Source organism: Bradyrhizobium sp. 139, assembly GCF_023074175.1.
Lineage (GTDB): Bacteria > Pseudomonadota > Alphaproteobacteria > Rhizobiales > Xanthobacteraceae > Bradyrhizobium.
The window spans coordinates 119,625-133,628 of record NZ_JADPKS010000149.1; the positions used below are offsets into that span (position 1 = coordinate 119,625).

Below are 14,004 nucleotides of genomic sequence, written 5' to 3' on the forward strand. Positions count from 1 at the left end.
CGAGCGAGTCCTCCTCCAGCCGGTCGCCTGTTGGTGCCCTTGGCCAGCCAGATGCTTGGAAGTTGTACGTCAGCTGTTGCGGTCTCTCTGGAACCGGGACAGGCGAACTGGCGTTTGCCAAATCTTCATTGCGCGAATCGAGTTGCACTTCGGCTATCCGTTGTCAAAGCCGGCTTGCGGGCTCGGAGCTCTCCGATTGCTCGCCGGCCTGCCTACGCGGATAACCTCGCGCGAATGCCTCCGGATCAAAATGGAGCAGGTTGAAATCGTTATTCGCCCGCTCGATGACACGCCCAGCACTGGGTCCAGCAAACTGGATTCTGGTGGTCGGTGCGCGAAGCGCCGGAGTCTTCTGCAGAGCATCTGACCATCGGCATCCGAGACCAGCACGCAAGGAAGTATCGTCACCGCCGTCATCCCACAGCCAGACACCTTCCGATCACTTAAAATCGAAGGCCCCATGCCGTTTCCGCTACACGGGATGGCCATCTAGATTCGAAGGGTTCTGCTGTGTGATTTAGCCGTTGAGAGTCTCAGCGACCTAAGGGTGAACGGCGCATTTTTCCACACAGCTGCGTCCAGTCGATGATCGAGCGCTACCAAGGTCGAGCGAGCCGGGAGGCGATGAAGAGATAGTTCCAGAACGGTGGACCCTCCATTCGCTATTCGCTGCTCACTATCGCTCCTCTCCCATTTTTCCGCCTCGACCAGTCCACGCGAGGCAACCAAGTCTTCCCTGCCCTGCAATTGGGCGCAGTGCAGCGCCAGGACGTCAGGTCAGAGCGATAGGCCGCGCTTGCGCCCGAAGTCCCAGTCGACGCTGCCTGGACCGGCGATGCCGCTGACCTGTTTTCCCAACTCCCGCTCGAGCGAAGGCGACCAAGGCACAAGCTGAAAGCCGAGGCCGTTCTCGATCATCGCGAAGCGCCCCGAGGCCAGTGACAGGCGTCGACGATAAACCCCCGAAATCTGCTCACCTACATCAGATGACAAGTGCGGAAGCCCCGTTTCCACCATGAGACGTCGTGTGACGACCTCGAGTTCGCGATCGCGGAGGGTTTCGATCAGGTTGCGGCTTAGCCGGACCTTGTTGCCATCGCGCTGGGCGAGCCCTTGGTCGGCCAAAACATCGATGCGCCGTTCAAGTGCTGCACGAACCTCCGCGCCAAACGCATTGCGCGAGAGCTCGGCAGGATCTCGCGCAACGAGCTGCCGGTCTAGCCACGTTGCACCATCCGCCGCGACCTGCTGGTCCAGAACGAGCTCCGAGCGAACCGCGAGCGCAATCCGTGTTCGACCACGGGCGTCCGCAAACCGGCGCAGTTCCACAATCCCACCGATCGGCCCATCGCCGGCCGCCTCGACGTCAGGAAGCTTCACGTGATGCACGCGCCCGTCAATGCCGTCGACAATGGCAAAGGCTGTGCCCTTCAGCTCGTCATCAAGCCCCCGCGCGATGAGACGGCCAACGATCGGTTCGCCATGAGTTTCGCCCTCGAGTGCCCAGGATGCGGGGGTGCGGCTGGCGCCGTCCTGCGTGAGGGTCTTGTGCAGCCGCTTGATGATGTCACCGCGCTCGCCAAGCGCGCGCAACCTGGCCTCCGCATCGGCGGCCAGAACCCAGACCCCGGGGCCGCCAGGTTCCGCCAAGCCGAGCCGCTCGAGCGTCCGCATCCGCCCGATCCGAATTGCCCGCAATGGATCGCGCCCGGCCTCCCGCTCGAACCTCAAATCGATAACGCCGTCCGCCGTCCCCGCTTCCCAGGCAAGCGTCCGATCGAGCCTGGTCCAGCGTTCGGCTGTCGTGTCCGCCTCAAGGCTCTGGCGGATCTCAAGCTCCGAACGAGGGCCAAGTTCGCGCGTGACAAGGTCGCTGGCGCGGGCGCGTAAGCCCATAGCGATATAATCGCGGCTGATGACGAGGTCGGCACCGTCATCGGTACGGCCCCGCACGAGGATGTGAATGTGCGGATGCTCGGTATTCCAATGGACGACCGCGACCCAGTCAAGCCGTGTGCCAAGGTCGCGCGAGGCTTGGTCCATCAGCTCCCGGGTGAAGCTACGCAGGCTGGCAAGTTCACCAGCATCATCAGGCGAGACAATGAACCTAAAATGATGGCGGTCACCCTCGCAACGCGTGACGAAGGCGCGACCGTCCGCATCATCCCCCGCAGCGTCGAATAGTTTGCCCGGAGCGCCGCCGCGTGTGACTCCGTCGCGCTGCAGGTAACCGATATGGTTGCGCAACGCGCCCGGCGAACGCATCCGCCGCACCACCCGCGCCTTGACCATAGCGCCGCGGCCGCGGGCATTGAGGAGCCGTGCCGCGGCGATGCTCGCGGCGCGGCCGCGTCCAAACTTACGGCCGTGGCCATCCTTGCCTCGCGAGAGGCCGCCGGCCTTCTGAGCGGCTGTGAGTACCTGCGCCAGAAATGGCTTTGTCCGGGGCGCGCGCGTGGAACGGATACGGCCGGGACGGATCCGAAGATCATCGTCGCGCGTCATTCCGGCCGCCGCAAGGCATCGAAAAGCGTGTAAGAACAGCGCCTTGGGGAAAGCTGAACTTTGCTCCGAGTCGCCGCAATGTTTAGTCGATCATTGAAATCGGTACACTTTCTCGCACGACCGACCGGCCGCACCTTGCGGCTTTTATCCTGCCGTCGGCGGTCGGCTCCCCCTGCTTCCTCCCGACCATTATCAAACATGCGAGAACCTTCGAGGCCATGCGACCAAATCCGATTGCTATCATGGAGACTGCACCTTGATTGATCGATGCCAAAACAGCCCCGTCGCGCGAGGTACAAGTGCACGGGCAACAGCTTTAGGCGCTGCCTTTGACGAATTCATTGTGCGCACTCCTGATGCAAAATTGTCGGCAGCGGACGAGCTGCCAGATCGCTCAACAAAAACTGGAGCTTGCTGCCACAGGACGACGTTTCTGGCGGCCGAACCACGGCTGTTGCGTTGCTCAACTCCGATCAATGCTGCTAGTCTGGCTACATAGGTTTGCGTTTCTTCTGGAAGCGATCGACCTGTCGCCAAATGCTCGTCATACCGCTTCGGTCCCGCATTGTAGGCTGCTAGAAACCCTCCCCATCCGAACCGGTCGAGCATCTCGCGGATGTACGCTGCCCCAGCTATAATATTGTCGCGCGGATCAAACGGATCGATACCGAGATCGTGACGAGCGCTCAGTTCGACCCAGGTCGCGGGCATGATTTGCATCAGCCCGAGCGCTCCTCGAGGCGATATGGCGTGCGCATTACCGCCACTTTCGACCTGCATCACGGCATCGATCCAACGCTCCGGGATCGCGAACCGGTGGGAGGCTTCGGTCACGAACGCGGCGTATGCAACGCTGCGAAGCAGGGTTATGGAGTGCGCAGTTGGTGCCCGCGATGCGACCTCCGCGCTGGCGCTCGAGGGCGGTCCGAACGTCAGCAGAATTCCCAAAAAGCAAGCACTGGCCCCACATCGCCTTATGCGGACTGCCGCCAAGTATAAAGTTTCTCCCAGCCGGCCTTGAAGCCGCCTGATCCTGGGGCTATGCGCGCCGATTCTCAGGAAGCTGGCCGAGACGGAGGAACGATGTTGCCGGCCGCATGGAGAAATGACAGGCCAACAGGGGAGAGCCGGCATTGTCACTTCTCTCTGGTCCACACCGGGAGCGCTCGCCCAATGACGGCCGATCTCGGCAGGGGTCCGAAATATCGGCCGTCTAGCGAGTCCGCCGACTGCCAGTTCATGAGAAACACTTCCCCCTCAGCAATGACCCGGCAACCCTGCCAGACCGGCAACGGCCGGCCGCGACGATCGCGCTCGCTTGCCTCACCCATGTGTATGCTGTCGACGATGATTGCGAGGCCCGTTCTGCAGACGGTTTGGCCGGGCAGCGCCAGCACACGCTTGAGCATTGGAAGGCCGCTTGGCAAATAGCCGTTGAGATCGAGAAAAGTCGCGAGCGGGTCTGGCGTTCGAACCGCCACGAGCTCAGTGACGTACAATGGTCCGGCCTCTTGCAAGCGATAGACCCCGATCGGCACGCTGTCCGAGGCATTCCAGATGTACAATGGTGAGGTGTTGTTGACTGGCCAGAGCGCGAGCATTGTGGCCCCACACATCGCAAGAATGTTCCCCAACCGTCCCATCAGAGTGCCATCCTGCGCCGATGGAGCCACGCCTGGTGGCGTGCACGGGTATAAGCTCGTGGCTTTTCGTTGACAGAAAGACGGTTGTGGGCGTGATGCCAATACTCGGGGGCTGCATCGGCAGGATCGATGCCCAGTGACTCTACGGAGTCGATCAACTGGAGAACGCGTTCGACCTTTGGCCAACCAGCTAATCGCAGCAGGCTTTCGCCGCCGGGGCTGACCCAAGGCACGGTTGAGTATCGCTGGCCTGGCGCGACGGCGCGTAAAATGTCGATCCGAGACAGGATAGTTCCGAAGTCGTTGGACGTCCAGCGCACGAACGCGAAGATGCTGCCAGGCAAAAACGAGAGAATGCGCCGGTGATGATCAACGATCTTCTCTGATGCAGGTTTACCGAACCGGATTCGATTTTCGATGCGCTTCTCGAGCCACAAGAGCTCAACAGTTGTGAGGTCGCTCACCTGACTGCTCCATATTGTTGAGAGGGATTTTGGACGTGCCGAGAATGGCTATCACCGGCGCATCGTGCGAGAAGCCTTTGCGTCGGCAGGACGGCTGTAATGACGCTTCGATGGATCGTGGTCGCCGAAGGCTTGCAGCAATCCTGCTGCAAAGGACCACATCGGCGAGGCTCCAATTCGTTAGAAGGAATCGAAAGCACCTGCAGGTTTTCCGAGGTAGTGACTTGTGTCCCCTCGCCGGCCGGATCGCGGACATGTTGCTTCGCGACAATCCGGGAACGGAACGGGCGGCGCGTTCCGGCGGCGAATGGTAGAGACGAACGACGGAATTTCATGCAGGGCTCGACGTGTCGCTGCAGGCAACGAATGTTTGCGTGGTGGACGGCGACAATAACGTCGTCCAGGAAGGACACTCGAGACCGATCCGGACGCGATCGAACTGTTCCTGGCGAAATAGGGAATCCACCTCAAGCGCGTCGGCCTGGAAGCGTTCTCGTACAGCGCCTGGCTGTTCACGGCGCTTTCCGAAAAGGGCCGTGCCGTGATCTGCCTCGAGAGCCGGCACGCCAAGGCGGCGCTGAACGCGATGCTGAACAAGACCCACCGTAACGCCAAATGCATTGCGCAGATGATGCGGACCGGTTGGTTCCGTACGGTTCATGTCAAGTCGGAGAGCGCACAGCCGCTGCGCGCGCCGCTGGTCGGGCGCAAGGCGATGCGCGGCAAGATGCTGGGCATGGAGAACATGATCCGCGACCTGTTGCGCTCGTTCGGCCTCAAGGTCGGCGAGATCTCGGTCGGCCGTTTTGACGCGCGGGTGCGCGAGATCATGGCCGGAAAGAGAGAATCGGAAGCGATCGTCGCCCCGCTGTTCGACGCGCGCAACGCCATGCGGCTGCAGCTGACAAAACTGCACCGCCTGCCGCTGGTGGCTGCGCGCAGCGACAGCGCGGTGCGACGGATGATGACGGTCGGGCATAGGTCAGCGCCGCTCCTTGCCCGCATACGGAATCGGCGTGTGCCGTTTCGCAGGCAGGACTGTGCCTGCGCCAGGATCGCTGGTGGACGTTTTGGCGCCGCGGTCAACCCACGCCGTCAGGTCTTCGAGCGCATACACAACGCGGCCGCCCAGCTTCCGATACGTCGGGCCCGTGCCATAGGTGCGGTGCTTTTCGAGGGTGCGACCGGACAGTCCGAGAAAGCGCGCCGCCTCGGGCGTGCGCAGGTATCGCGGCGGCAAGCCGGCGTTCGGATCGGGCATTTGCGAGGCTCCGTGGTCGTCTGGAGCGCGACCGGGTTCGGTCGCGCGTCGACGGTCACCATGACGGAGTAGGAGTGCTCAGGGGGATGCCGAAGATGGACCGATGGTTTTCGGCACCCCTGCTCTACTTCCTGCGAGATGAGGGATGCAGCAATGCGCGATAGCCGCCGCGCATCAGCGCCAAGCCGGCTTGCACCAGGCGGATGGTCCGGCTGCGCAGCTCATGGGTTTTTCAGGCGCGTTCAGGGATGCGTTTTCGGCCGAACAGCACTTCGGCGATGACGCGATAAGAAGCGCCATCCAAGTGCCCATCGAGCGCGCACAGCGCCAAGGCCAATCGTTCGCGTCGCTGCGCCGAAAGCTGACAAAAGGGGGTCCTGGGGCGCGGCCGGTGATATCGCGCCACAACCGACGTGAAGCGTGCACGCGGATCTCCGAGGTGTCCGGCTTTACTCAACAATACATCAGCGATTTAGAGCGTGGCCGGCGCAATCCCACGGTAGTGACGCTGTTCGAACTCGTCGATCTCGTGTTGCCTGATGAGGAATTCTGCAAAGAGCAAACCAAGACGCCGAAGCAAAAGTGAAAGGACTTCGGCCAGACGCTTGTTTCCGGTTACTCCGCAGTTGCTGCATGGCTTGAACACGAAGCTCCGCCTAGGGTGCAGCCTTCGCGGCCTTCGTCATCGAACAGATTCGCGCATATCGGCGCGTCGAGGAGGATCGTCAAGCTCGTGTGAGAGGTATTCGCGCGCTTCCTTCGGAGCGCGTTGATCACACTGCGCCTGTCTCGCGATTATACTGCGCACCAAATAGCAAGCTCATGAGCCGTTTACCCGGCAATTCTTCTATGAGGACCCGGAAATTCGGGCTTCAAGACCATGGTCATAAGAGGCTGCCTAAAGGCGGGCTTTACCATTCCAACACAGCCTGCGCCAGAGGATTGATCAACGAGTGCTAAGCGCTCGGGCCGGCGCTATAATTCACAGGCGTCGACCTCCTCGTCCGGGAATTTCTCAGCGTCCAGCTCCAGCCTGTTCTTCGCCTTTTCCAGCTCCCATGTGACCAGCACGTAGTCTTCGAACGTGCTCGAGGAGCTGATCTGCGTGTCGATCAACAGCCGCAGCTCGTGCCTGAACTGATACTTGCTGACGGTCATTCGCCTTTCCTACTATTGCTGGGTTCAGGTACGAGATCCAACTTCTCGAGCTGGCGCGTCGAACAGTTCGGCGAAGGTGAAGAACGGCAAGCTACATTGCGGTTGGTGCCAAGAACAGTCAGCGCAAGGCCAACAGTAGCAGAAATCCCGGCCGCAATCAGGCCGCACCCAATTGAAATCGCCCCGGCCTTGTCTCGCCAAATCCGCATAAGAGGAGATGACTTTATTGCAACTCCATGTTCTCCGGCTGGCCCCGTAGCGGATTTCGTTTGATCGCTCCGCCACTCTTTCGCTTTGGCGCGCGCAAGCTATCAAAAACCGTACCCGATGCTTTCTCATCCTCGGTTAAGAGAAAGCTCAAGATTGGCCGCTGTTAGAAGTTGACCAATGCTGAACAGGGACAACGCGACAAGCAAAGCGGCCGCAAGTTGAGGCCAAAAGTCACCGTCACGGTTAAACATTAGTCCTCATATGCACCGCGCTTCCGACTGAAAATTGAGAGCCCGGCCCCGATAAGTGCAACGACGGCCCCGCTCCCCGCCGCCCAAAGCGCGGGATCCATGCTGCTGGGAAACAGCGCGCTACTTCAGCGTCGCACACAGACTCACGAGCGTTCCGACTTTCCGCCCCCGACGCTCTTTACGACGTTGCGTAAGACGATTTCAGAAAGCTGCACAATCTGCCGTTTGAGAAACACAACCAGCTGTGTGAGACGAAGAATTTCTTGCTTGCAGCGCTCTAGCTCGCGCTCTTCGTCTGTCATCGTCGATGCTTCATGGCGATTCGTACTTTGTCGTCATAGTTCATGTGCCCCCCTTCTCCGAAGACGAACCTGTTTCGTTTTGCGAACTCTTTTTCGAGCACGAATTGCGCCGGCTTGCCTTGATCTCCTTCGACAAAGCCCTTCGCCACCAATAGCTCTCGGGCATCGCGCACCAAGCCGGGGCTGCCACAGATCATGATGCGGTCATGCTGCGGCTCCAGTTCCGGCAGTTCGATATCGGCAAACAGCTTGCCTGAAACGATCAGATCGGTGGCCCGGCCGCGGTTACAGAAGCGATCGCGCGTCACGGTCGGATAATAGATCAGCTGGTAGCGCGCGAAGTCGCCGACCAGTTCGTCGCGCGGCAGTTTTTCCGTGATCATCTCGCCATAGGCGAGCTCGGCGACGCGGCGGCAGCCATGCAGCAGCACGACATTCTCGAATCGCAAATAGGTTTCGGGAGCCTTGATCACGCTCAGGAACGGCGCAAGCCCGGTGCCGGTGCCGATCAGATACAGATTGCGCCCGTCCTCGAGATTATCGATGACCAGCGACCCCGTCGCCTTGCGGCTGACGATGATCTCGTCACCCTCCTTCAGATGCTGCAGACGCGAGGTTAAGGGACCATCCGGTGTCTTGATCGAGAAGAATTCCAACCGGTTCTCGTAATGAGCGCTGGCGAGGCTGTAGGCCCGCAGCAGCGGCTTCTCGTCGACCTTGCGCCCGATCATGGTGAATTCACCGCTACGGAGGCAGAACGACGAATTCCGGGTCGTGGTGAAGCTGAAGAGATTGTCGGTCCAGTGATGGACGCTCAGTACGTTTTCCTGGCTGAATTTGCTCATCTCACCGTCCCGGCGAAATTGAGGCATGATCCAAATCCACGGGCCGCGTTCGCGCAAAGTTTGCACCAGTTTTCCGAATGAGCATACTACAAGCACCAGATGAGGCTCTCGATGAAGTAGAGTCGGACCGATAGCTTCACGCCCACAACCGCTTTGGCTTTCATTAGAGGATCGGCCTGTGCCCCTCCTGCAGCGATCAACCCCAGGCGCTGCCCATTCACGTAGATTATCTAATCGCTTTACTCTTCAGCCCGCCGGCATCCCCAGATGAAGTTTTTCCCCAGTTCACGCGGGCGGTAGGCTGGCTTGCCAGCTCACTCCCCGCCGAGTGGTCGTGCCCCTCCTCGAGCAGACGCAATGGCAGACTTGGTCGCATTTGCTCCGACAAACACAGTACATAGTGAACAAACAATCTCGTTTCCCACCTTAGTGTGGTGTCTCGGCTTCAGTGGAGCGTTTCGTACAAAATACCTCTTCCATCTCGCCTAGACCTTGCGCTCGGTTGCACAGCTACTAGAATGGGGCCCCCAATGAGGATCGACGCTCCGAGATTCGCCGAGATATCAATCCCCTGAACATGCTTTCTTCGACCGCGCGCGTGATTGCTCAAGCTGACCTATAACAACTCTGTGATCTTACTTAATGCAATGAGGCGCGTGTTCACGGCTAAATCCTGCATCTTGGCCACCTTCTTCGATGGATTTCACGCCGCACTTTGTCCCGAACTTTCCCGACCGCCTGTGGACAGCGGGCCTTGTCATGACGGCACATGCTCGGTCCGATGCAGACTGCCGCGTGCTTTGAGCCTCCACTCAAGCGAGGACCGAAGCGGAAACACAAGAGGCATGGGCACGGACTTCAAGGTCTGCATCGAGCGGCAGTTCGGCGGCATAGAAGGCCCTGTCCTGAACAAGTTCGCAACATCACATCGTGTTTGTCAGGGCATTGTACCGGCAGAAGCGTTCGATGAAGGCAAGGATGTGATCGGCGGACTTCCTCCATCGGAAGGGTTTGGGATCGGCGTTGTGTCGATCAATAAACGAAGTGATTTCTGCCCGGAAGGCGGCGACGCTGCGCCGCGCCTGATCTTTTTATCCGGGAGGAGAGCGAAGCAACGCCCGAGCTGGTTGAGCCATGACGAACTGGTGGGGTCAGGTGCACGTGCCAGCGCGGCCTTTTAGCCATCCATCGTTGGATCAGTGCGGACTTATGCGTGGCGTAATTGTCCATGACGAGATGGACGTCGAGTTCGCGCGGCACAGCGGCCTCGATCTCGTCGAGGAACTGACGGAATTTGGGAGCACGGTGACCTCCCTAGCACTCGCCGATGGCTCGTCCGGTCGCAATGTCGAGAGCGGCGAACAGCGATGTGGTGCCATGTCCTCTGTAGTCATGCTTCCTTCGGGCCGGCTGGCCGGGACGCATCGGCAGCATGGTGGCTGCGGTCCAGCGCCCGGATTGGGACTTCTCATCCACGCATAGAACGACACCGTGCTCCGGCGGCCAGACGCTAAAGGCCCACGACGTCGCGCAATTTGGCCACGAAATTTGGATCGGTGGAGAGCTTGAAGGTCTCCGTCCGGTGCGGCTGGAGCCCGAAGGCCCGCCAGATATGTTGCACGGTCGACACCGACAGGCCGCTGGCCTTCGCCATGCCGCGGGAACTCCGATGGATGGCTTTCTCAGGGCAACTCTCCAATGTCCTCACGATCGCCGCTTCGATGCGGGCAGCCCGGAGCGCGGCTCGTCGTGCAGCCCGTCCACGCCGCTCCACAAAACGCCGCCGCCTACCGACGCCTGTCAAGGCCCAGCTTGGCCGCTACTTCCTTGTTCTGACCGCCTTCCGCGCAAGTCAGCAACGATCCGGGCTCTCAGAGCCAGCGCCTGCGCTGTCTTCATCGTCAGCGACTTCAGTTCGGCACGCTCGCCATCGCTCAATGTCAGGGGCGCAAGTTGCCGGACCGCCATCACATTCTCCGTCCCTGCTACACCCTCCATCTTGGCACAGCGACGCAAATCTAATGCAAATCTACGATTGCGGACTTGTGGCTCGGGACACTGGCCGCGGCGCCTTTTTGAACCAAAGGTGATGTTGCGCTCCCTGAATGCGCACTACAGCACACCAACCATCGGGTGCCTGTCTGTTGCTGCCCGATGCAAGGTCAGTAGACGGTTGCGCAGCGGCGAGGCAGACGCGCTCCGCATGACTGGCGCCAGCATCGGCAACGCCTCGATGCCCCAAGAGCCACGTGCCTACACTGCCGGCAGTGCCCACTCATATATGGGTAGCCTCGAGAGGCAATCTGAGAACCGGAGAATTGATCTTCTCGACTGGCTGGCCGAGACGCTGGGTGTTCACTTATCTGAAGGCTCCGTTCAGCCACCCAGAGGAGCGACGACACCGGAAGGACTTCGGCTAGGGGTCGCAAGCCGGCGAGCCACGTTCCAAGAAGAAATAGCACTGCTGCGTAAGAGCGACTTTATGACCACCCAGATCGGTAGTGGCACTGCGAGCTCTAGAATGCGAAATCACGAAAATCGACTGCGCCGATGCAGCGGCAGCGTTGATGTTTTCGACTTTAGGCTCCAAAAGGAACCCGCCCGATCAACTCGGGCGGGGCTTTAGAGCGAGTCTCACTCGCCGTTCTTGCGCGGCCGCGACCAGAGCAGGGTGTACCCCTCGCCGCCTTCGTCATCGAACAGGTTCGCGTAGATCGGTGCGTTGAATGAGGGATCGTCGAGCTTGAGCGAGAGGTAGTCGCGGCCCTCCTCGGAGCGCTTCGACCAGGCTGCCCCGATCTCCGCCCGGCCCACGTAGATGCGGTGGCTGGGCGCGTTGTCGCTGGAGCGGTTGGTTTCGGCGACGATGCGGACGCCCTTGGTCTGAAGGCTCAGGGTGACGATCTCGCCGTGAAACTCGTTACCGACCTTCTTGAACGAACCGATGTTAGCCATGTTACTTCTCCTGTTTGTGTTTCGAGCCCGCGACCACCGCGGCCTCGATGGCGATCTAAAGGCCGAAGACGATCGGCGACGCACCCGCTGGCGGGCCGGAGCGCAGCGGAGGACGCCGTTGGAGCGACTTTCTTGTCTCGCGAGGAATGGGCGCAAGCCCAGGGGAAGAAAGTCGAATCAACGGCGTTGCGGCTCAGACGATCGAGGCGCAGCCGCTCTTGGGCCAGATCAAGCCATCAAAGAGGCCACGTGCGTCCGCGTGCTGAACCGCAATCTTAAGGAGAAGACTTGGCGAATCTCGGTGTGCTGGGCAAGAGGTCGGTACGGGTCGGCGTAGAAGGAGAAACAATCTGCCGCAAAGGGCGGTATCGTCCCCGCAGAAATGATCGAGCGCGGCGCGCCCCACCGCAGCTATGCGGGCCAGACAGAGACTGGTGGGGCTTGCTTGCAGGCTTCGAGGAGAAACGCGGTTACTTTTCGCTCAAGCTCGACGCCCTCTCGTTCAACCTGATCTCTGTGCGAGCTTGCTGGACCTGATGGCGACGAAGCCTCATCGCTCGTGCGTGGCGGCTGTAAGAACTGGTCGATGTGCATTCTCCACCACCCCGGCCGACTCCGACGGGCGGGTCCTCGCGGGAAGGGTCAAACGCGCCCATGCCGTGCCGGCGATGCAAGCCGCACCTGCGCAAGCGAAGGCCTCGCGCCAAGCCAGCGAGGGCGCCCCGATCTGCGACAGGGCAAACACCAGATGATAGCCGGCGATCGCCGCAGGGAGCGCGAATACGGTTGCGATCGCGACGCGCAAGGTCAAGGACCGACTAACGGCAAGGGCGAGCTGACCAGCGGCAAGCGTCAGCGCGCCAGAAACAATTCCGATAAGCAATGCGCCGAAGACGCCCGCGCCATCACGAAAGGCCGACATTCCGACACTGAGTGCGACGAAAAACGGCAAGGCATAGACCGCCAGCGCAAAGATCAGCCAGCAGAACAAACCGATGCCGAGCGTGTTGAGGACAAGCCCAAGAGCGAGCATGGCGGTGGCTCCAATGCACAGACGTATTGGTCGCGCCTCCACCACCACCGCGGCGCGGCTTCGGACGTAAAATCGAAACGAGGCGGAGTTGCGGCGCGCAACTCCATCTTGGTCGTCTTGGAGGCGAGTAGACGGCGTTCATGCGCCGCCGAACTTCCAGACGGGGATGCCGAGCCGCTTCGCCTTGTCAGCGAGATTGTCCTGAATTCCCGTGCCCGGGAAATGCATGACGCCGATCGGCAGGAGTTCGAGCATCGCATCGTTGCGCTTGAACGGCGCCGCCTTGGCGTGCTTCGTCCAGTCAGGCTTAAAGGCGATCTGTGGCACCTTGCGATTGGTCGCCCATTTGGAGGCGATCAGTTCGGCGCCCTTAGGAGAGCCGCCATGCAGGAGGACCATGTCCGGGTGCTTGGCATGAACCTTGTCGAGGCGATCCCAGATGAGGTTGTGGTCATTGAAGTCGAGCCCGCCGGTGAGTGCGATTTTCGGTCCTGGTGGCAACAAGACCTCGGTCTCGGCGCGGCGTTTGGCGGCAATGAAGTCGCGGGAGTCGATCATTGCCGCGGTGAGCGTGCGGTGATTGACCAATGATCCCGATCGCGGGCGCCAGGATGCGCCGGTGTTGACCTGAAATTGTTCGATGGCCTGGTCGCGGAAGAGTTCCAGGCAGTTGCGGCGTTCGACTAGCGTGAGGCCTTCGGCGGTCAGGCGCTCGAGTTCGACAGATCGCACCTCCGAGCCATTCTGCTCGCGCTGGCTCTTGTGCTGTGCCTGTTCGTTGTCATCGAGTTGGCGTTCGATGCGGTCGACGGCACGATGGAACAGGTTGACGGTCGACCAAAGCAGATCGTCAAGGTCCGGCTCAAGCCGCGTGTCACTCAAGGTCGCGACCAGGGCGTCGAAGATATCGGCGACGGCGCCGGCGATCATCTTGCCCTCCGGAAGCGGTCTTGGATCGGGTTGGTCGTCGAAGGGTCGATAGCCGAAGAGCTGAAGTTCGGTGAGGACACGGTCGGTCGGAGATGAGGCATGCGGCGGTTCGATGTCGTCATGGTCGGTCATGGGAAGAGGTCCTTTGCCGGATCGGCCGCGACCATCGCGGCGTTCGTGGCGATCCTCTGACGGCAGGCGGAACGGGCCAGAACCCGAAAGGGCCGAAGCGGCAGCGGAGGATGGCGCAGGCCGGCTATTTTGCTTCGCGATGCAAAGCGCGCTGGCCAAGCGTATGATGTGTCTTCACATCGCCGCCGCGCGGCGGAAAATAGCCGGACGCAGCCATTGCCGGCCCGGGCCGCTTGCCGTCCGATCGCCCTCTAGAAGGCCGAGGTCGCGTCCTCTTCCGGTATTGGCCTCGCCGATGACCGTCCCATCGACGGC

The 14,004-nt window shown here is 60.7% G+C and carries 11 protein-coding genes and 3 pseudogenes; 1 reads left to right on the forward strand and 13 read right to left on the reverse strand.

All coding sequences use genetic code 11. The features are described from left to right. Positions 1 to 777: 777 nt before the first annotated feature. The 7 genes and pseudogenes from IVA80_RS32130 to IVA80_RS32160 form a co-directional block, all read right to left on the reverse strand. Entirely contained in the window at positions 778 to 2,505 is a 1,728-nt protein-coding gene (locus IVA80_RS32130) for a DUF3363 domain-containing protein (RefSeq protein WP_247438933.1), read from the reverse strand. A gap of 240 nt (positions 2,506 to 2,745) precedes the next feature. Further along, the gene (locus tag IVA80_RS32135; RefSeq protein ID WP_346348046.1) at positions 2,746 to 3,339 is read right to left on the reverse strand and encodes a lytic transglycosylase domain-containing protein; all 594 of its coding nucleotides are present in this window, start codon (positions 3,337 to 3,339) and stop codon (positions 2,746 to 2,748) included. A 302-nt stretch (positions 3,340 to 3,641) separates the two neighbouring features. Continuing rightward, positions 3,642 to 4,121, reverse strand: a complete 480-nt coding sequence (locus tag IVA80_RS32140; protein WP_247438981.1) for a S26 family signal peptidase — start codon at positions 4,119 to 4,121, stop codon at positions 3,642 to 3,644. 26 nt (positions 4,122 to 4,147) lie between these two features. Then, on the reverse strand, positions 4,148 to 4,612 hold the full coding sequence (locus tag IVA80_RS32145; RefSeq protein WP_247438935.1) for a DUF2840 domain-containing protein: 465 nt from the start codon (positions 4,610 to 4,612) through the stop codon (positions 4,148 to 4,150). Between the two features lie 331 nt (positions 4,613 to 4,943). Continuing rightward, positions 4,944 to 5,591 carry a hypothetical protein gene (locus tag IVA80_RS32150; protein WP_247438937.1) on the reverse strand — a complete coding sequence of 216 codons (648 nt, stop codon included), beginning with the start codon at positions 5,589 to 5,591 and terminating at the stop codon, positions 4,944 to 4,946. 3 nt (positions 5,592 to 5,594) lie between these two features. Beyond that, a complete protein-coding gene (locus tag IVA80_RS32155; RefSeq protein ID WP_148742779.1) occupies positions 5,595 to 5,873 on the reverse strand; it encodes a helix-turn-helix domain-containing protein in 279 nt (92 codons plus the stop codon). A gap of 124 nt (positions 5,874 to 5,997) precedes the next feature. Continuing rightward, a pseudogene (locus IVA80_RS32160) lies at positions 5,998 to 6,279 on the reverse strand (DUF2285 domain-containing protein). Between IVA80_RS32160 and IVA80_RS32165 the strand changes: the two are divergent. Then, positions 6,265 to 6,459, forward strand: coding sequence for a helix-turn-helix transcriptional regulator (locus IVA80_RS32165; RefSeq protein WP_247438939.1), 195 nt, complete (start codon positions 6,265 to 6,267; stop codon positions 6,457 to 6,459). The pseudogene IVA80_RS32160 and the gene IVA80_RS32165 overlap by 15 nt on opposite strands. Before the next feature lie 389 nt (positions 6,460 to 6,848). On the opposite strand, the gene IVA80_RS32170 is transcribed toward IVA80_RS32165, so the two are convergent. The 6 genes and pseudogenes from IVA80_RS32170 to IVA80_RS32195 all read right to left on the reverse strand — a co-directional run bounded on the left by IVA80_RS32170 (position 6,849) and on the right by IVA80_RS32195 (position 13,689). Beyond that, on the reverse strand, positions 6,849 to 7,031 hold the full coding sequence (locus IVA80_RS32170) for a hypothetical protein (RefSeq protein WP_247319961.1): 183 nt from the start codon (positions 7,029 to 7,031) through the stop codon (positions 6,849 to 6,851). An 837-nt stretch (positions 7,032 to 7,868) separates the two neighbouring features. After that, positions 7,869 to 8,639: pseudogene (locus tag IVA80_RS32175) on the reverse strand (ferredoxin--NADP reductase); the annotation flags it as partial. A gap of 923 nt (positions 8,640 to 9,562) precedes the next feature. Next, a pseudogene (locus tag IVA80_RS32180) lies at positions 9,563 to 10,637 on the reverse strand (IS630 family transposase). Between the two features lie 636 nt (positions 10,638 to 11,273). Next, positions 11,274 to 11,594: a DUF736 domain-containing protein gene (locus IVA80_RS32185; RefSeq protein WP_247278035.1), complete on the reverse strand. Its 321-nt coding sequence runs from the start codon at positions 11,592 to 11,594 to the stop codon at positions 11,274 to 11,276. Positions 11,595 to 12,144: 550 nt separating this feature from the next. Continuing rightward, positions 12,145 to 12,627 (reverse strand): hypothetical protein, encoded by a 483-nt coding sequence (locus IVA80_RS32190; RefSeq protein WP_247438983.1) that lies wholly within the window; start codon positions 12,625 to 12,627, stop codon positions 12,145 to 12,147. A gap of 138 nt (positions 12,628 to 12,765) precedes the next feature. After that, a complete protein-coding gene (locus IVA80_RS32195; RefSeq protein WP_247438940.1) occupies positions 12,766 to 13,689 on the reverse strand; it encodes a DUF2493 domain-containing protein in 924 nt (307 codons plus the stop codon). Positions 13,690 to 14,004: the final 315 nt, after the last annotated feature.